Below are 18,281 nucleotides of genomic sequence, written 5' to 3'. Positions count from 1 at the left end.
ATCTGGATCACACCTCCAACGGTGATGACTAGGGCTGGTCAACGCGGGGCTTCAAAGCACCTGACGGCACCTCAAGCCCTCTCCTTCAGGAGGGGGTCGTTGACGAGACCTCACGGCAGGCGCGGTAGAAGTCGCGCCAGTCGGAGCGCTCGCGGACAACCGTTTCGAGGTATTCGCGCCACACCACCCGGTCGGACACCGGCTCCTGCACCACCGCGCCCACGATCCCGGCGGCCACGTCGGAGGGCCGTAGCACGCCGTCGCCGAAGTGGGCCGCGAGGGCGATGCCGCTGGTCAGCACCGAGATGGCCTCGGCCGTGGACAGGGTGCCGCTGGGTGATTTGACCTTGGTACGGCCGTCCTCCGTCACACCCGTACGCAGCTCCCGGAACACCGTCACCACGCGGCGGATCTCCGCCAGCCCCGTGCTGGTCTCGGGCAGCTCCAGCGAACGGCCGAGCTGGGTGACGCGGCGCGAGACGATGTCCACCTCCTCCTCGGCGGTCGCGGGCACCGGCAGTACGACGGTGTTGAAGCGGCGGCGCAGGGCGCTGGACAGCTCGTTGACGCCCCGGTCGCGGTCGTTGGCGGTGGCGATGACGTTGAAGCCGCGTTCGGCCTGGACCTCGCGGTTGAGCTCGGGGATCGGCAGCGTCTTCTCCGACAGGACGGTGATCAGGGCGTCCTGTACGTCGGAGGGCATGCGGGTGAGCTCCTCGACGCGGGCGATCCGGCCCTCGGCCATGGCCCGCATGACGGGCGACGGGGTCATCGCTTCCACGGACGGGCCCTCGGCCAGCAGCCGCGCGTAGTTCCAGCCGTAGCGGATGGCCTCTTCTGCCGTCCCGGCCGTACCCTGCACCAAAAGGGTGGAGTCGCCGCTGATCGCGGCGGCCAGGTGTTCGGACAGCCAGGTCTTGGCCGTGCCGGGCACGCCGAGCAGCAGCAGCGCGCGGTCGGTGGCCAGGGTGGCGACGGCGACCTCGACGATGCGGCGGGCGCCCACGTATTTCGGGGTGATCTGCCGGCCGTCGCCAAGGATGTACGTGGTCACGGCCCACGGGGACAGCTTCCAGCCGGGTGGCCTGGTCCGGTCGTCGTCCTTGGCGAGTACGGCCAACTCCTCGGCGTACTGGTCTTCCGCATGGGGGCGCAGAACGGTCATGAGAGCTCCTTCATCAGGTCGGCACGGAAGCGCAGCAGGGCGGCGACCTGCTGGATGGGCGGCACGGGTGAGTAGTTCTCGGCCAGCTCGGCGAGCGCCGGGTCGATGTGCTCGCCGGCCAGTTTGATCAGCTCACCGAGGTTCCACGGCTGGGTGGTGGCCACCTTGGTGATCTTGCGGAGGACGGCCGTCGCCAGCTTCTCCCGCCAGTGCGAGGACACGCCGCCCAGCACCATGATCAATTGGCTGTCCAGGTCATGCTTCTTCACGAAATCGGCGGCAAGCTGTTGCTGCTCGTCCGGGCCCAGCGCCTCCAGCAGATCCGCGATCGGGTCCCACGCGAACATCGCCCGCGCCCACCCCGGATCCCGCTGCAGCACAGCCGCCCGCACCCAGGCGGTCTTCACCTCACCGTCCCAGTCAGGGATCTTCATCTTGAGCAGCTTGGCGGGGCTGCCCCAGAGAGCGAGGGGCGCGCGGGCGACGACCTGCTGGAGCCACCAGGCCCGCTCGCCGGTGCCTCTCGGGGGCTTGGCCCGGATGCCGTCGCGCTCCATCGCCTTGTCACACGCTGTGGGCGCCTCGACGATGATCGTGCTTCTGGCGACGGTCAGGCAGCTTCTCGCGCGTACGGCCATACGCTGGGCCAGGCGCGACTCGGGGAGGCGGGTGAGGAGGTTGGCGGCCTGCTGGCGTACCTCTCGCCTGCGGTCGTCGAGGGCCTGCTCCAGGAACGGCTCGTCGTCCATCGACAACCCGTCGGCCAGCACCTCGACGAACGCCGCCCGGTCGTCCGGCCCCTCACGCTCCCAGCCCGCCTCCAGGAGCGTCCTGGCCTGCTTGGGGTCGTGCCTTCGGAGGTGGCTCAGGTAGGCGCGGCGGTCGGCCGAGCTGCCCAGCTCCCACGTCTCGCCGGTCGGCTCTTCGAGCAGGTACGCCCAATCGGGGTTCAGGGCGGCCAGCCACCTGCCGCGCTGCCCGGCGACCAGGCCGAGATTCGCCCTGATCGACTGGTCGCGTCTGCCCCGGTCGAGGAGTTCGGGCAGGACGTACGGGGGCACTCTGCGGCCTGCGGTGGAGGCGGCGGCCAGCCATTCGGGGAGCAGACGGTCGTACTCGCCGCCCAGGATCCTGGCCAGGCGCTCGGCGGCCTGGGCGGTCACGGCGGGCAACTCCTCGTCTTTCGCCCACCCCTGTTCGGTGGCCTCACCCACTGCCGCCTCACCCGCCGGTGCCTTGCTCTCGGCCCCCTCGCCCGCTGTCGCCTCACGCGCTGTCGCCTGGCCGTCGGCCCTGTCGCCCTCGGTCGTCTCGGCCTTGGTCGTCTCGGCCTTGGTCGTCTCGGCCTTGGTCGTCTCGATGAGTTGCTGACCGGCGCGGCGGCGCACCACTTCTACGGCGGCGCTTTCAAGCAGGTCTCCCTCGTACGGCCTGCGGTCGGTGCCGACCAGTGCCGTCGATGCCAGGTCGTCCCAGGTCACAGGATCACCGCCGTTCCGTCGTCGGCCCAGGTGGTCAGCGGGCGCAGGCCCAGTGGGGTCCACTCGGCGGCCACGGTCACCGGCCGCCCGCCGGAGACTGCGATCAACCGCCACGGGTCACGTGACCTCGGGTGCAGCGGGAACCCGCCCACAGAAGTGCGGCCAGGAACCACACCCGCCAGCACGACGGGCCAGGAGTCGGTCCACGGGTCGGCGGTCACAGCGGCGGCGATCTCACCGAGCGCCTTCTCCGGCGACACTCCGGGCGGGACCCGGCCGTCGAGATCAACCCGGCCACCGAGATCTCTCCGGCCGCCAAACTCCGCCCGACCGTCGGGGACGACGCTCCGGCCCCCGAGATCCGTCCCACCAGCAAGATCCATCCGGCCGGCGAGATCTGCTCGATCGTCGGAGGCGTTCCGGTCGGAGGCGTCGCCTTGGTCGGCGAAGGTGGTCCGGTCAGTGGGAAGGCTTCGAGGGATGGCGTGGCGGGCGGCTACCAGGGCGCGGAGGGGTGCGGCGCCCGGGTAGAAGGCGACGTCGGCGTCGATCGTGGTGCCGGTGACCAGCGAGGCGTCGAGCGGCTGGCCGGAGGCGGCGAAGGAGAGAATCAGCGCCGCCCGGCCCGTGTCATGGCCCCGGAGCCAGACCCGGCGGGCGGTCAGCCGGTCGTGTTCCTCGTCGCGTCTGCCCACGACGTGCCACCGGTCGCGTACGACCGGCCGGACCAGCACGTCCTCCCGCGCGACGGGGAAGCCCGCGCGGATCAGGACGGTCTGGCGCAACGGCCCAGGCAGCTCGGCTCGCCGCCGGTAGGCGACCGCCAGTAGGTTGATCAGCGAGTATTCGGCCAGCAGCCGACTCGGCCAGTCGTCGGCCATGCGCACCTCCCGCAACCGGGAGAGCGCGTTGGCGACGCCCGGTGCCTGGGCGTCGACGAGGCGTTTGGCCAGGTCGTCCCATTCGTCGGCGTCGGTCCCCGCCAGGCCCTGTCGCACCTGGTCGGCCAGCCACCGTTCGAGCTCGGCCAGTCCGGCACTCACCCGCGCATGCCGAACGGACTCAACCCCTGCACCCCGCCCACCACCTGACCTACCAGTGGAGGACGGCCCGGAGCCCTGACCGGACCCACCGCCAGCCGCCGCGCCCGAGCCTTGCCCACCTTCCGCGCCCAAGCCCGAGGACGTGCCCGAACCTGGTCCCGAATCAGTTCCCGAGATCGTGCCCGGTCCACCGCCCGAGGCCGCGCCCGTGTCCGACGCTGTGCCCGATTCGCTGCCCGGGCCCATGCCCGTGTTCGTCGCCGTGCCCGATCCGGCGTGCGAACCCGACCCGACACCCAAGCCCGTGTCCGACGCTGTGTTTGGGTCGCCACCCGACCCGGCGTTCGGCGTCGGATCCGATTCGGGCCAGTCGGCCGGTTCCGGGTCGCTCTCGGCTTCCGCGGTGGCACGGGCGCGGGCGGCCTCGAGCTTGGCCGCCGCCTTGGCGGCACGTTCCGTACGTATAGCGACCCACTCCGCGGCCCACGGCGGCAGCGAATCGGCGGCGGGAACCCCGTCTGCCGACCACATGAGCAGGAGCCCGAGCGCGTGCTTGCACGGGAACTTCCGGCTGGGGCAACTGCACCGATATGCGGGCTCGGAGAGGTCGACGCACGCCATGTAGGGCGTGGCCCCACTCCCCTTGCACTCACCGAACAGCACGTCGTCAGTCGTGCCGCGCAAGCTCCATTTGCCAGGTGTCGCCACGCCCTGCGCCGCCTTCTGGGACGAGGCGTCGGGGGCGAGAGCGAGCACCTGATCACGGCTCCACCGTTCGATCACTTGCCGCAGACTAGCCAGCTCGACCGACAATTACCGCCCGCTCCAACCGATCCATCAAGTAGATCCACACGGCTACTGGTCAGGGTGAGACGACGTCGCTCAACGCCATTCCTGTCAGTCGCTCCACCCCACTCCTGTCAGTCGCTCCCCTGCGCTCCTGTGTGTCGGTCCACCCCACTCCTGTCACTCGGTCAACCGCAGTCGTCGGCAAACCGGCACCCGGGCGATCCGTTCGCCGCCAACCGACCTCACCGCCACCGCGAACCCCAGCACGTAGGATCACCAACGTGGAGCTGACGATCTATCCCAGCGGCCCGTCCATCGAGGTCGCCGACGAGGCTGAGGCCCTGGCCAGTGAGCTGGACGGCCAGCTGGTCCTCGACGGCACCCGCTTCCTGCGTCGTGACGTCACCGGCGCGGCGATCGCGTTCGAGGAGCGGCCGCCCATCGCCCGAGCCCTGGATCTGCTGCCCCATCCCGAGGGCGGTTGGTTCCGCGAGACCTGGCGGGCTCCCGTCACCTTCCTGCCCGCCGGTTATCCCGGGCCCCGCTCCTCCGCCACCGGCATCTACTTCCTGCTGGGTCCCGGTGAGGAGTCGGTGCCGCACGTGGTCCGGTCCGACGAGGTGTGGCTGTGGCATCGGGGCGGCCCGCTGGAGCTGACCATCGGCGACGAGACTGTCATCCTGGGCCCGCTGGTCGAGGACGGCCAGGTGCCGCAGGCCGTGGTGCCGGGCGGCGTGTGGCAGTCGGCCCGGCCCGCCGGCGGCGAGGAGGTCCTGGTCAGCTGCGTCGTCTCACCGGGATTCGACTTCGCCGACTTCACCGCGCGAACCGAGTAGAAGCCACGGACAGACTTCACCGCGCGATTCGAGTAGGAGCCACGGACAGACTTCACCGCGCAATTCGAGTAGGAGCCATGGACGTACGACCGGACAGCGAACACCCCATCAGGCGCCTCTCGACCGAGGTCGTGTACGAGAGCCCGTACCTGCGCATGCGCGAGGACCGCATCCGCCGCCTGGACGGCTCCGAAGGCATCTACTCGTACGTCGAGAAGCCCGACTACGCGCTGGTCATCCCGGTCGAGAACGACGGGCTGCACCTGGTGGAGCAGTACCGCTACCCGATCCGCGCCCGGTCGTGGGAGTTCCCGCAGGGCACGTTCCCGCAGATGCGGACCGGTGACCCCGAGCATCTGGCACGCGAGGAGTTGCGCCAGGAGACCGGCCTGACGGCGGCGGACATGCGGCACCTGGGACGGCTGAGCTGCGCCAAGGGCATGTCGTCACAGGGCTTCGACGTGTTCGTGGCCACCGGGCTGGAGCCGGGGCCCAACGAGCTGGAGGTCGAGGAGCAGGATCTGCTGCATCGGTGGTTCAAGCGCACGGACTTCGAGGCCATGATCCGCGACAGCGAGATCACGGACGCCGCCACACTGGCGGCCTACACGCTGTTCTTGCTCTCGAACCAGTAGCGCATCCCGCTCGAACGACACCAACGGCAAATCTGCTTAAAGACGGGATCATCGAGAATTCCCGCTGAGTCCTCGGATTCGATAGGACGACGCTAAAGCGCCGTCCGCAGAGCACTGCGCCTTTTCGCCCTGCCGCTTCCGCAGCTTCCTCGCGGGGGCCACCGTGAGCGGCGCCACGCGGCCACGCCAGGGTTACCCGGCGGCCGTGGCGTTGAGCAGCAGCGCGGTGGGACGACGGGGGCGATCACGCGGCCATTGAGCGGGCGACGGAACAAGCCGTGCAGACGGACAGTGGCCATCGCCGCCCCACCTGTCGCACACGCCACAGCGCATTACCCACTCGTCCAGCTCCAAGTCGGATCAAATGTCAAGATGCTGCGCCCCCTAGAAATCCCTGAATTCGCGTGTACATCCCCGGCGTAACCGAACAGATGTGACATGCTGCCCACAAATCACGGAAAAGAGTTCGCATGTGCGGTGCGTCACTAAGAGTGATTATCTGTGATAAATACGCGATCACGCGGTTCGGCCTACTGTCGATCCTGGCCTCCCGGGACGACGTCAACGTGATCGAGACCACCGACAGCGGCGTCCATGCGATCATGCTCGCCCGCAAGCATCATCCCGAGGTGGTGGTCACCGGGCTGACTCTCGGCGGGCTGTCCGGGCTGGAGCTGATCCAGCGATTACGGGCCGAGAAGCTGGACCCCGAGCCTCGGGTGGTCGTCTTCACCGTCGACCATACCGACCAGACGGTCACCGACGTGCTGCGCGCGGGCGCGAACGGGCTGCTGACCCAGGATTCCACGCAGGACGAGGTCGTCGCCGTCATCAGGGCGGCGGGCCGGGGACAGACCATGCTCTCGCCCGTCGTGACCCAGCGGCTGGTCGACTGGTTCAGACAGCGGGAACCCCCTCCCGCCGAGCTGGAACAGCCCACGCTGGCCGGGTTGACGCCGCGCGAGCAGCAGGTGCTGCTCCTGGTCGCGCAGGGGCGGTCGACCGAGGAGGTGGCGGGAGAGTTGTACATCGGGGTCAGTACGGTACGGACACATCTGCACCGGCTCCGCGCGAAGCTGAAGGCGAAGGATCGGGCCCAGCTGGTCTCCTTCGCCTACCGCTCCGGCCTCATGTCAACCTGACCGCCCATGCCACCTGACCGCCAATGGGTCTCCTCCGCCGACCGCTGCTCCGGCCTCAGGTCAACCTGATCGCCGCGCAGGGATCTGGCGCGTCGCCAGCGGCCCGAGGGCGAGTGAGCCGAGTACGACGGCCGCCGCCAGCGCGAACGTCCCCGGATAGCTGATGTCCGCGACCACCCCGCCGACCAGCCCCGCGAGCCCGAAGAAGATGTCGTACAGCGAGCTCAGCGCCCCCAGCGCCGCCCCCCGCTCCGCCTCCGGAGCTCGACTGATAGTGATCATCGCGAGCGACGGGTAGAGCAGGGTGAACCCGGCCCCCGACAGCACCGCCCCCGCCGCCGCCACCCACCAGCCGGGCGCGAACCCGATCATGGCCAGGCCGGCGGCCTGCGCGAGGCTCGACGCGACGATCACCGGCATCGGGCCGAGCCGGTCCGGGAGGCGACCGGCCACGAGCCGGGTCGTGATGTACGCGGCGCTGAACACGCTCAGCAGTACGGGCCCGTTGGAGATCCCTCTGGAAGACAGGGCCAGCGCGCCGAAGCCCACCAGCACGCCGTACCCGAACGCCCCCATGCCCAGCGCCAGCCCCGGCAGCACCGCCGCGCCCGGGATGAGCTTGCGCGACACGACCGGCAGCCGCGCGCCGGACGGCAGCAAGCTCAGCACCGCGACGGCGAGGAGCGGCAGGACCACGGCGGCGGCCCACACCGCCGGGTAGGAGCCGAGCCGGTACAGCGACTCGCCCAGGGCGGGCCCGGCCATGAAGCCGCCCCACATCGCCAGGCCGTACCAGCCGACGATCTGACCCCGGCGGTTCTCGGGGGCGAGCTGGACCGTCCACACCGAGCCCGCCGTGAACAACAACGCCTCGGCGACGCCCATGACGAGCCGGGTGGTGATGAGGCCGGGCAGGCCCCACGGGAGCGCGTACAGGGCGCCGATGACGGCGGCCAGCGCCGAGCCGGCCAGCATCAGCCGGCGACCGCCGAAGCGCTGCGCGAGCTGGCCGCCGTAGGGGCGCAGTGCCAGGGTTACCGCCGCGGTCGCGGTGAAGGCCGCGCCGACGGCGAACGGCGGGCCGCCCAGCTCCTCGGTCACCAGTCGCGGGATGACCGGCACCGCCGCGCCGAACGCCGTGAAGGTGACGAACAGCGCCGCCACCAGCCCGGCGAACGTCCGCGCCCAGGGGGTCACAGGCCGCGGGTGTTGCCGCCGTCCACCAGCAGCACCACGCCCGTGATGAAGGAGGTGTGCTCACTGGCCAGGAACGCGGCGATCGCCCCGAAGTCGCCCGGCCGCCCGATCCTGCGCATCGGCAGGCCCTCGGCCACCCGCGCCAGCGCCGCGTCCGCCTCGTCGCCGAACTGGTGGTCCAGCGCGGGCGTGCGGTGGAAGCCCTGGGCGAGGACGTTCACGGTGATGCCGCGCGGGCCGAGGCTAGGCACGAGGCCCTTGGCGAAGCCCAGCACGCCCAGCCGGGCCACCGCCGAAAGGCCGGTCAGGGGCAGCGGCTGGCGTACCGCCTCCGAGGTGAGCATCAGCACCCTGCCCCAGCCGGTGTCCAGGTGCGGCAGGGCGGCCAGGACGACGCTCACGTGCGGGATCGTGTTGTCCTCCAGCGCCCGCCGGTACACGGGCACGTCGAACTCCTCCAGCGACCCGTGCGGCACCCCGCCCGAACTGCTGACCACGATGTGCAGCGAGCCGAACTCGTCGGCGGTGCGCCCCACCCACTTGGCCACGGCCGCCTCGTCACGCACGTCCACGCTGGTGCTGAGCACCCGTCCCGGACCCGCCGCGTCGATCTCGGCGTGCGCCCGCGCCAGCCGGTCCGGCTCGCGCGCGCAGATGGAGACATGCGCGCCCTCGGCCGCCAGCGTGCGGGCCACGGCCAGCCCGAGCCCGCTGCTGGCCGCCGCCACGAGCGCGACACGTCCGTTCAACCCAAGGTCCATGATCAGACACCTCTCAGGAGACCAGCAGGAAGTGCTGCGGCAGATGTACGGCCAGGCCGACGCGGGTGCTCGCCTCGATGACCTCGGTGTCCCTGCGCAGCCGCAGCGTGGACTGCGCGGGGTCGAGCAGCGTCACGGCGGCGCGGAAGTCGCCGAGCAGCGCGTCCCCCGCGCCGATCATGCGGGTGCGCGAGACGCGGATCCCGGCCGTCGCCAGCCGGTCGAGCGCCCCGTCCCGGACCAGCTTCCAGTACAGGCCGGGGTGGGTGACGATCCCGTCGCACGAGCCGCCGGTCTCCTCGACCTCGGCCGCCGCCTCGGTCAGCACGTCCTCGGGATCGCCGTCGAACGGCGCGTGCCGCGACTCCGCCAGGTGCAGCAGCCCGTCGATCGCGCCGTCGCCCGAGCCGTGCAGCAGGATCTGGTTCTCGACCGTGGACAGCCGTACGAGCACGCGGTAGTCCACGAAGGCGGCGAGCAGGCCGGGCTCGTCGAGCACGCCCTTGGGCACGGGCACACCGACCTTGACCTCGGTCAGACCGGCCACGCGGACGCTGGCGGCGAAGACGGACTCGGGCGTCTCGGCGTACGACGTCCCCGACGGCGCCAGCTCGGGCGGTGGCGCCTCATGGACGTAGGGCACCTGCCCGTCGCCCACCTTCGCGCTCTTCAGCAGGTGCCGGACCGTGTAGCGCGGCCGGGTCTTGAACAGCGGGAACGCCTCGGTCAGCGCCAGCCGGTACGGCACCTCGACGTCGCCACCGTTCCGCGAGCCCGCCACCGCCCACGCGAACTCCTCGCCAGGAGACATACCTTGCCCCTCCTCAGAAGACCGTTGAAATGGCACAAATGGTTGTCAACGCTGAGCTGATTTGGTGGCTACAAACCGTCCGAGCACGAGGTAATCCATCTCGGTCTTCAGGAAGCAGTCCATGGCGTCGGCCGGAGAGCACACGATGGGCTCACCGGCCACGTTGAACGAGGTGTTGATGAGACAGGGCACCCCGGTCAGCTCGGTGAAGGCGCGGAGCAACTCCGCCAGCAGCGGGTTGTCCTCCTCGCGGATCGTCTGAATCCTGGACGTGCCGTCCACGTGCGTGGCGCCGGGAATCAGGTCGCGGTAGCCGGGCCGTACGGGGAAGACGAACGTCATGTACGGCGAGGCCCGCTTCTTCCCCATCTCGAACACCTCGGGTGCCACGTCCTCCAGGACGACGGGCGCGAACGGCCGGAACGGCTCCCGGTGCTTGATCCGGTCGTTGATGATGTCCTTGATATCGCCGAACCGGGGATTGGCCAGAATGCTCCGGTTGCCCAGCGCGCGCGGCCCGTATTCGGTCCGGCCCTGGAACCAGCCGAGCACGCACTTCTCCCGCAGCAGCGCCGCCGTCTCCCGCGCCACGTCGCCGGGTGCCAGCTCACGCCATTCGACGCGCCCCGCGTGGGCGTCGAGGGTGGCGAGGATCTCGTCGTCGCCGTACGCGGGCCCCAGATACGGCGAGCCGGAGACCCGCGGCTTGTCGCCCCCCTCCTGACTGGCGTAGAAGGCGGCGCCGATGGCCACACCGGGGTCGCTGGCGCCGAAGCTCACCTCCATCTCGGCGAACCTGGAGCCTTCGAGCAGCTTGGTGTTGTTGACGCAGTTCAGCGCCAGGCCGCCCTCGAACAGCAGCCTCGGGAGCGCGCTGCGCTCCTCCAGCGCGCGCAACTGGTGGGCCGTCACCGCCTCGACCATCTCCTGTGCGGCCGCAGCGACCCGGACCCGCACGTCGAAGTCCTCCCGGCCGTCCGGGTCCGTGTCGAAGATCCGGTCGAACAGCGCGTAATAGGCGCGTACGGCCCGCGGCGCGTAGGGGATGGTGTAGCGGCCGTTGCCCGTCAGCGCCACCACGTGCTTGAGCAGCGGGTTGGGCTCCGGCGGCGGGCCGTGGCCGGCCAGGCCCATGACCTTGTACTCGTCGTTGTTGGGCATGAAGCCGAGATACCTGGTCAGCACCGCGAACAGCAGGGCGAGCGAGTTGTCCCCGTCCACGGTCGCGTCGTCGAACAGGCGCACCTTGCCGTCGCGCACCTCGCCGAGGATCGCCGACAGCCACTCCGCCCGGCCGTCGCTGACCACGAAGGCCGCCTCCCCGCCCCCGGACAGGTGGTATCCCGTCATCAGGTGGGCGAGGTGATGCGGCACCGTGACCAGCTTCTCGGCGGTCAGCGGGTGGCCCGTGTGCTCGTGGAAGTCGGCGAGAATGGCCTCCTGGCTGAATATCCTGGTATAGGTGTCGTCCAGCCGCCGCAGCCTGGCGAATTTCTTGTCCACCGGCGCGTCGGCGTCCACGATCTCGGCGATCATGTTGTTCATGACGTCCTGGGAGAAACGCCAGGAATGCGCGAAGACATCGACCTGGTCGTACGTTTTCCCGGCCGCCCTTAAAACCCATTCGATGGCCCGGGCCGGAAACCGGGCGGTCTTCTTCTCGCGATTGAGCCGCTCCTCCTCCACGGCCGCGACCAATTCCCCGTCCACCATGAGGGCCGCCGAGGAATCGTGGCCGTAGAGCATGTGGCGGTCGATTCCCGTCGACCCGTAATAACGCGCGAAGAGTTCGGCGACCTTACCGAACCCGTTGTATCCGAGGACGATCACGAGAACTCCTTGCGGTGAAGGACTCGGGTCCCACCAGTGAAGGTCATGCCGCCCTGGACGGCGTCCACCTGGTGATGACCCCGGGGGCGACGCATCGTTGAGCCGGTGGACGCGGCTCAGCGGACGGGTGAGGGCGCGACGTTGTAGTTGGCGCGGAAGAAGTTGTCCGGGTCCAGCCGCCGTTTCACCGAGGTCAGCCGGTCGAAGGCCGTCTGGCCGAAGGTCTTCCTGACTCGGTCGCCGGTGGACGCATAGTTGATGTAGCCGTCGCCCCAGCGGCTGTACGGCTCGGCGGCGGCCGAGACGGACCGCGCCCAGGCGATCCGCTCCTCGTCGGCGGCCGGGTCGGCCCAGATCGCCGTGCCCGTGACGTTGAAGGCGGCGCCGCGGAAGGGCACGGCCGTGGCCTCGGGGGGCACCCGCCGCACCGCGCCGTGCAACGCCTCGACGAGGATCCCGTCTCTGAAGGGCCCCAGCCAGCGGCCGGCCAGGAACCGCTCGACCAGCGCGTCGGCCAGCGCGTCCGGCAGGGCGTCGGCGAAGCGGGCGCTCCAGTAGTGCCTGAGCCCGAACGCCAGACGGCCGAGCGCGGTCTGCAGCGACAGGTACGACCTGGGCATGAGCTGCCAGTCGAGGAGCTCCGGCCCGCGCAGCCGCTTCTCCAGCGCCGCCCGGTATCCCTCGTCGTCGCCGCTGTAGGCCACGCAGATCACCGCCGCCGGGACGTGCGTGGGACCGTACCTCTTCAGGAACAGCGTGCAGTTGAGCTCGTCGGGCGCGTCGAGCATGAGCTCGCGGAACAGGCGTACGGCCCGGCCGAGCTCGGCGCGCGGATAGGCCACGCAGCCGCCGTAGAGCAGGCCCACCGGGTGCGTACGGAAGCGGAACTCCGTCACCACGCCGAAGTTGTGGCCCGCGCCGCGCAGCGCCCAGTCGAGCTCGGGATCGCGCTCCGCGTCCACCTCGACCACCTCCCCCGCGGCCGTGACGAGCTGGTAGGAGAGCACGTTGTCGCAGGTCAGGCCGTATCTGCCCATCAGATGTCCGAGGCCGCCGCCCAGGGTCAGGCCGCCGACGCCGGTGGTGTCGAAGGTGCCGCCCGTGGTGGCCAGCCCGTACGCGGTGGTCGCCAGGTCCACCTGGCTCCAGGTGGCGCCGCCGCCGACCGTGGCGGTGTGCCGGCCCGGATCGACCGTCACCGAGCTCATCAGCCGCAGGTCGATGACCAGCCCGTCCTCGACGGAGGCGTACCCGGCGACGTTGTGCCCGCCGCCGCGTACCGCCGTGACCAGCCCGGACTCGCGTGCGGTACGGATCACCGCCCGCAGCTCCGCGACGTCACGCGGCAGGCAGATCAGCCGCGGCCGTAGATCGTGCATGCCGTTGAAGAGCAGCCGCACCTCGTCATAAGCGGGGTGGCCGGGTCCGACCACCCGATCGGGGCAGGCGGCGTTCAGGGCGTTCAGCGTGGAGACCGTCACTGGCTCGTTCCTTTCTCGGGCCGAGGTTCTTCGACGGCTTATCACGCATTTGTGACACACGCGAGGGGGTTGTCTTTCCGGGGACTTGCCGCGATAGTCGGCTCTTAGGTCCAGCGCGTAATTCACTACCCGACCAAATAGCTCACGTTATTTGTACCAACAGATTCGAGGGACCGGTGAATCCACCTCTGACCACCTGGCCCACTTATGACAAGGGTGATGTCTTCCTCAGCCCGGAGGACATCGCCGCGGCGATCGAGGCGCTGCGCGCCCGGTTGTTCTTCCGTTACGATTTCCGGCCGCACGAGGAGACATTTACCGGGCTCTTCGAACGGCGGCTGTGCGAGGTGTTCGGCGCCGGGCACGCGCTGGCCTGCGCCAGCGGCACCACCGCGATCACTCTGAGCCTGCTCGCCCTCCAGCTGCCCGCCGGCTCGCCGATCGCCTGCCCCGCGTTCACCTTCGCGGCCACGCCGAGCGCGATCCTGCTCGCCGGGCACCGGCCGGTGCTCGTGGAGTGCGACGAGAACCTGCACCTGGACGTGCGCGACCTGCGCCGGGTGTTCGACGAGGGCGCCAAGGCGGTCGTCGTGGTGCACATGCGCGGCTTCGCCAGCGACATGCCGGAAATATGCCGACTGGCGGAGGAGTACGGGGCCTTGGTGGTCGAGGACGCGGTGCCCGCCCTCGGCGCGCGGCTCGACGGCCGCTACCTGGGTACGTTCGGCCACTTCGGCGCCTTCAGCACCCAGTCCGACAAGTCGCTCAACACCGGCGAAGGCGGCTTCCTGCTCACCGACGACCCCGAGGCGTACGCCCGCGCGGCGGTCTACAGCGGCGCCTACGAAGGCCGGATGGCCCGCCACTTCCCCGGCAAGGTCCCGGACGTCGACGACCGGGCGTACCCCATCTTCAGCTTCCGCATGGACGAGATCAGGGCGGCGCTGGCCGGAGCCCTGCTCCAGCGGCTGCCCGACCGGCTGGCCGCCCATCGCCGCAACTACGACTACGTGGCCGAGCGGCTGGCGGACCTTGACGGGATCGCGCTGCGGCAGCCGGTGGCGCCCGGCGCCTACCTCGGCGAGGCGCTGGTGTTCCGGCTGCCGGGGGCCACGCCGCGGGAGTGCGTCGCGTTCGCCGGGGCCGTCGCGGCCGAGGGGGTCGACGCCCGCGCGCTCGGCGACCGCGACGACGTCAACGTACGCGCCTTCTGGAACTGGCACTTCCTGCTCGGCGACAACCCGGAGGCCGCGCGGAGCCTGTTCCCGACGTCGGCGCGCTATGTCAGCGAGGCGATCGACATCCCACTCTCGGCGAACCTGGACCTGGCCGACTGCGACCGCCTGGTGACCGCCATCAGAAAAGCCGCCGCCGGAAGAGCATCCGCCACAAAGCCAAGCAGTGAGAGCGCCGTCGCCGGACGGACCGCGAGCCGATGACACCCACAGCGCCGCGAGTGCTCTACGTCACGGGCTGGTGCAGGTCGGGCAGCACGCTGCTCGGCAACCTGCTCAACGAACTGCCGGGCGTCGCGCACGTGGGCGAGCTCAACTACCTGTGGTCCAACGGCGTGCTCGGCACCGGCACCAACAGCACCTGCGGCTGCGGCAAGGACCTCCAGGACTGCGACGTGTGGCGACAGGTGCTGCGCGAGCTGGACGGTCACACCCTCGCGAGGGAGATGATCGGCCTGCACAACGCCCACCTGCGCACCCGCTTCACTCAGGAGCGGTTGCGCGAGGCCCGGGGCATGGCCCGGCCGCCGCGCGACGTGCGGCGCATCAGCGAGGTCAAGCGGCGGCTCTACACCGCGATCGGCGCGGCGCTGGGCGCCGAGGTGATCGTCGACACCTCCAAGTTCCCCGCCGAGGCGGCCCACCTCATGGGCCTGCCCGACCTGCGGCCCCAGGTGCTGCACATGGTGCGCGACCCCAGGGCGACCGCCTACTCGTGGCACCGCGCCAAGGGCTACATCCCGGCCATGAGCCCCCTGCGCAGCAGCGCGTACTGGACCGGCTTCAACGCGGCGTCGGAGTGGATCGCGCGCGCCTATCCCGGCAGGTGCCTCAGGGTCAGGTACGAGGACTTCGCCGCGCGGCCCGCCGAGACGATCGGCCAGGTCATGGCGTGGGCGGGGCTCCCGCCGCCCGGCCCGGTGCTCGACGGGAACGCCGCCCGGCTCGGCGTCAACCACACCGTGACCGGCAATCCCGACCGGTTGCGCACCGGGCCGGTGGCCATCAGGCCCGACGACGCCTGGCGCACCGCCCTGCCGGCCTCGAGCGTCGCGCTGAGCACCCTGGCCGCGCTGCCGCTCATGAGCAGGTACGGCTACCGCCTGACCAGCCTCTGACCGCGATGGGAGCATGTATGAACTGGCGAAGCGACGCCGAGCACTGCTACCGCGAAGGCTGGTGGCGGGACGGCACACCCCTGGACGACCTCCGGCGAGCCGTGGAGCGCTCCCCGGGCCGCGTCGCGATCACGGCGCACCAGGCGGGCGCCGCCGACCTGGTCAAACTGACGTACGCGGACTTATCGCGACTCGTGGAGCGGTTCGCCGGGGCCCTGACCGAGCTGGGCGTCGGCCCGGGTGACGTGGTCGCGCTGCAGTTGCCGAACTGGTGGCAGTTCCCGCCGCTCGCGCTGGCCTGCATGCGGGTCGGCGCGGCGGTCAACCCCATCATCCCGATCCTCCGCAAACGCGAGGTCGGTTTCATGCTGGAACGTACGGAAGCGAAGGTCTGCGTCGCGCCCGCGTCGTTCCGCGGCTTCGACCACGCCGGGATGCTCGCCGAGATCGCCAAGGAGGTGCCGACGCTGCGGCACGCGGTGACCATCGGCGGCGGCCCGCTCGACTTCGACGACGTCTTCATGTCCGGCGGCGACGTCCGGCTCGGTCAGTCGGAGGCGGGCCCCGACGACCTGGCCCAGGTGATGTTCACCTCGGGCACGACGGGCGAGCCCAAGGGCGTCATGCACACCCACAACACCCTGTACGCCGGGATCCGCACCGAGGCGGAGGCCCTCGGGCTGGACGAGGACCTGGTCGTCCACATGGGCTCGCCGCTCACCCACCAGGCCGGGTACCTCTACTGCTTCCTGATGCCGCTCCAGCTCGGCGGCCGGGCGGTGTTCCAGGACGTGTGGGACCCGGACGTCATGCTCGGCCTGGTCGAGTCGGAGGGCGTCAACTTCGGCATGGGCGCCACCACGTTCGTGGTCGACGCCATCGCCGCGCAGCGGGCCCGGCCCCGGGACCTGCGGACCCTCGACTCCTTCGCGTGCGGCGGGTCGCCGATCCCGCCGAAGGTCGTGGAGGAGGCGGGCGAGGTGCTGGGCGTGCGCATGTACGCGCTGTGGGGCATGACGGAGAACGCCACGGTCACGATCACCCGCCCCGAGGACCCGCCGGATCTCGCCGCGCGCTCCGACGGCCGCCCCGCCCCCTGGATGCAGGTCCGGATCGCCGGCGACCGCCTGCAAGTACGCGGCGCGAACCAGTGCGTGGGCTACTGGAAACGCCCCGACCTGTACGCCGAGGCCCTCACCGGCGACGGCTGGTTCGACACGGGCGACCTGGCCAGGGACGACGGCGAGGGCGGCATCCGGATCACCGGCCGGGCCAAGGACCTGATCGTCAGGGGTGGGGAGAAGATCCCCGTGGTCGAGGTGGAGGCCGCGCTGTGGCGGCACCCGCGGATCAAAGAGGCCGCGCTGGTGGCCTACCCCGATGAGCGTCTCGGCGAGCGGGCGTGCGCCTTCATCGTCCCGGACGGGGAGCCGCCCTCGCTCGCCGACGTACAGCTGCATCTGGAACGGCTCGGCATGGCCCGGCAGTTCTGGCCGGAACGCGTGACGGTCGTCGCCGAGCTGCCGAAGACGGCGTCGGGCAAGGTACAGAAGTTCGAGCTGCGCGAACGGATGGGCTGAGCATGGACTTCGCGTTCGACGACGAGCAGGAGCGGCTGCGCGCCCGGGTGCGCGACTTCGCGGCCGAGCGCCTGGCCCCGCACTACCAGTCCGACGACCGGGCCGCGGCCATGCGCCCCGAGCTGCCCGGCGAGCTGGCCCGCATGGGCCTGCTCGGCCTGCGCGTGCGTAAGGAGTACGGTGGCGCGGGCGCCGACGCCGTGACCACCGGCCTGGTGCTGGAAGAGCTCGCCCGCGCCGACGTCAACAGCTGCTACCTGGTGCTCAACGCCGCGCTCGTGGCCGACATCCTGCAGGCCAACGCCTCGCCGGAGCAGCGGGGAGAGTGGCTGCCCGCCCTGGCCTCGGGGGAGCTGATCCCGGCCATCTGCCTGACGGAGCCCGAGCACGGCTCGGACGCCGCCGCCATCGAGTTCCGCGCCACTGTCCAGGACGGAGCCTGGCTGCTGCACGGCGAGAAGACCTCGATCATGCTCGGCATGACCGCCACGCACGGCCTGGTCTTCGCCAGGACGGGCGGTCCTGGCGCGCGCGGCGTCACCGCCTTCCTCGCCGACCTGGCCGCGGCGAAGCGGGAGGCGTTCAGCGACCTCGGAAACCGCGCCGTGGGCCGCGCCCACCTGACCTTCGACGGCCTGACCACCGGGTCCGAGACGATCGTGGGCGGCGAGGGCCTGGGCTTCGTCCAGGTCATGCGGGGCTTCGACTACTCGCGGGCGCTGATCGCGTTGATGGCGACGGGCACCGCGCAGGCGGCGATCGACGACGCGCTGGAGCGGGCGCGCACCCGCAACGCCTTCGGCCGCCCGCTCGGCGCCTTCCAGGGGCTCAGCTTCCCCCTGGTGGAGTACGCCACGCAGCTGCGGGCGGGCAGGGCGCTCTGCTACGAGGCACTGTGGCGCAAGGACCAGGGACTCCCGCACACGACCGAGGCGAACATGGTCAAGTGGTGGGTGCCCAGGATGGCCGCGGACGCCGTCCAGCAGGCGCTGCTCACCTTCGGACAGGCCGGCTACTCGGAGGAGCTGCGGCAGGCCCAGCGGCTGCGCGACGTGATCGCATTGCAGATCGCCGACGGCACCGCCCAGATCACCAAGCTGGTGGTCGCCCGGCAGCTGCTCGGCCGCGACGCCGCACCCTGAGCCCGCCTTTCCGAGTCCGCCTTTTACGAGTCCGC

Annotated in this window: 15 protein-coding genes and 1 pseudogene; 7 read left to right on the top strand and 9 right to left on the bottom strand. The window is 70.7% G+C overall.

The window, feature by feature from the left end; genetic code table 11:
- Window positions 1-85: 85 nt before the first annotated feature.
- The 4 genes and pseudogenes from ACIBO2_RS47225 to ACIBO2_RS47210 all read right to left on the bottom strand — a co-directional run.
- Window positions 86-1,165, bottom strand: coding sequence for an AAA family ATPase (locus ACIBO2_RS47225; RefSeq protein ID WP_358538006.1), 1,080 nt, complete (start codon window positions 1,163-1,165; stop codon window positions 86-88).
- On the bottom strand, window positions 1,162-2,646 hold the full coding sequence (locus ACIBO2_RS47220; RefSeq protein WP_397304399.1) for a DUF5691 domain-containing protein: 1,485 nt from the start codon (window positions 2,644-2,646) through the stop codon (window positions 1,162-1,164). Before ACIBO2_RS47220 ends, ACIBO2_RS47225 begins: the two co-directional genes overlap by 4 nt.
- Window positions 2,643-3,689: a hypothetical protein gene (locus tag ACIBO2_RS47215; RefSeq protein ID WP_397304406.1), complete on the bottom strand. Its 1,047-nt coding sequence runs from the start codon at window positions 3,687-3,689 to the stop codon at window positions 2,643-2,645. The genes ACIBO2_RS47220 and ACIBO2_RS47215 overlap by 4 nt, the downstream gene beginning before the upstream one ends.
- 567 nt (window positions 3,690-4,256) lie before the next feature.
- Window positions 4,257-4,310, bottom strand: a pseudogene (locus ACIBO2_RS47210) (hypothetical protein); the annotation flags it as partial.
- A gap of 449 nt (window positions 4,311-4,759) precedes the next feature.
- Here ACIBO2_RS47210 and ACIBO2_RS47205 point away from each other — a divergent pair.
- The 3 genes from ACIBO2_RS47205 to ACIBO2_RS47195 all read left to right on the top strand — a co-directional run bounded on the left by ACIBO2_RS47205 (window position 4,760) and on the right by ACIBO2_RS47195 (window position 7,091).
- Complete coding sequence (locus ACIBO2_RS47205; protein ID WP_358538001.1) at window positions 4,760-5,314, top strand: cupin domain-containing protein; 555 nt, start codon at window positions 4,760-4,762, stop codon at window positions 5,312-5,314.
- A gap of 77 nt (window positions 5,315-5,391) precedes the next feature.
- A complete protein-coding gene (locus tag ACIBO2_RS47200) occupies window positions 5,392-5,949 on the top strand; it encodes an NUDIX domain-containing protein (RefSeq protein WP_397304398.1) in 558 nt (185 codons plus the stop codon).
- Between the two features lie 491 nt (window positions 5,950-6,440).
- Window positions 6,441-7,091, top strand: a complete 651-nt coding sequence (locus tag ACIBO2_RS47195) for a response regulator transcription factor (RefSeq protein ID WP_225289552.1) — start codon at window positions 6,441-6,443, stop codon at window positions 7,089-7,091.
- A 60-nt stretch (window positions 7,092-7,151) separates the two neighbouring features.
- Here ACIBO2_RS47195 and ACIBO2_RS47190 read toward each other — a convergent pair whose 3' ends face one another.
- The 5 genes from ACIBO2_RS47190 to ACIBO2_RS47170 form a co-directional block, all read right to left on the bottom strand.
- A complete protein-coding gene (locus tag ACIBO2_RS47190; protein WP_358537996.1) occupies window positions 7,152-8,288 on the bottom strand; it encodes an MFS transporter in 1,137 nt (378 codons plus the stop codon).
- Window positions 8,285-9,049, bottom strand: a complete 765-nt coding sequence (locus ACIBO2_RS47185; protein ID WP_357960323.1) for an SDR family oxidoreductase — start codon at window positions 9,047-9,049, stop codon at window positions 8,285-8,287. Before ACIBO2_RS47185 ends, ACIBO2_RS47190 begins: the two co-directional genes overlap by 4 nt.
- A gap of 13 nt (window positions 9,050-9,062) precedes the next feature.
- A complete protein-coding gene (locus ACIBO2_RS47180; protein WP_358537994.1) occupies window positions 9,063-9,860 on the bottom strand; it encodes a family 3 encapsulin nanocompartment shell protein in 798 nt (265 codons plus the stop codon).
- A gap of 45 nt (window positions 9,861-9,905) precedes the next feature.
- Window positions 9,906-11,690, bottom strand: coding sequence for a carbamoyltransferase (locus tag ACIBO2_RS47175; RefSeq protein WP_397304397.1), 1,785 nt, complete (start codon window positions 11,688-11,690; stop codon window positions 9,906-9,908).
- A gap of 116 nt (window positions 11,691-11,806) precedes the next feature.
- Window positions 11,807-13,171, bottom strand: a complete 1,365-nt coding sequence (locus tag ACIBO2_RS47170; protein WP_397304395.1) for an FAD-binding oxidoreductase — start codon at window positions 13,169-13,171, stop codon at window positions 11,807-11,809.
- A gap of 176 nt (window positions 13,172-13,347) precedes the next feature.
- On the opposite strand from ACIBO2_RS47170, the gene ACIBO2_RS47165 reads away from it, so the two are divergent.
- Genes ACIBO2_RS47165 through ACIBO2_RS47150 form a run of 4 tightly spaced genes read left to right on the top strand, consistent with a single transcriptional unit; the run spans window position 13,348 to window position 18,246 of the window.
- Window positions 13,348-14,610 carry a DegT/DnrJ/EryC1/StrS family aminotransferase gene (locus tag ACIBO2_RS47165; RefSeq protein ID WP_397304394.1) on the top strand — a complete coding sequence of 421 codons (1,263 nt, stop codon included), beginning with the start codon at window positions 13,348-13,350 and terminating at the stop codon, window positions 14,608-14,610.
- Entirely contained in the window at window positions 14,607-15,524 is a 918-nt protein-coding gene (locus ACIBO2_RS47160) for a sulfotransferase (protein ID WP_358537985.1), read from the top strand. The genes ACIBO2_RS47165 and ACIBO2_RS47160 overlap by 4 nt, the downstream gene beginning before the upstream one ends.
- A 17-nt stretch (window positions 15,525-15,541) precedes the next feature.
- Window positions 15,542-17,104 carry an AMP-binding protein gene (locus ACIBO2_RS47155; RefSeq protein ID WP_397304393.1) on the top strand — a complete coding sequence of 521 codons (1,563 nt, stop codon included), beginning with the start codon at window positions 15,542-15,544 and terminating at the stop codon, window positions 17,102-17,104.
- Window positions 17,105-17,106: 2 nt separating this feature from the next.
- The gene (locus ACIBO2_RS47150; protein WP_358537977.1) at window positions 17,107-18,246 is read left to right on the top strand and encodes an acyl-CoA dehydrogenase family protein; all 1,140 of its coding nucleotides are present in this window, start codon (window positions 17,107-17,109) and stop codon (window positions 18,244-18,246) included.
- Window positions 18,247-18,281 lie beyond the last annotated feature (35 nt).

It is taken from the genome of Nonomuraea sp. NPDC050022 (assembly GCF_044460705.1).
In the GTDB taxonomy this organism is placed as follows: domain Bacteria; phylum Actinomycetota; class Actinomycetes; order Streptosporangiales; family Streptosporangiaceae; genus Nonomuraea.
The sequence above is the reverse complement of the archived record's forward strand: the minus strand, read 5'-3'. Positions and strand labels throughout refer to the sequence as shown.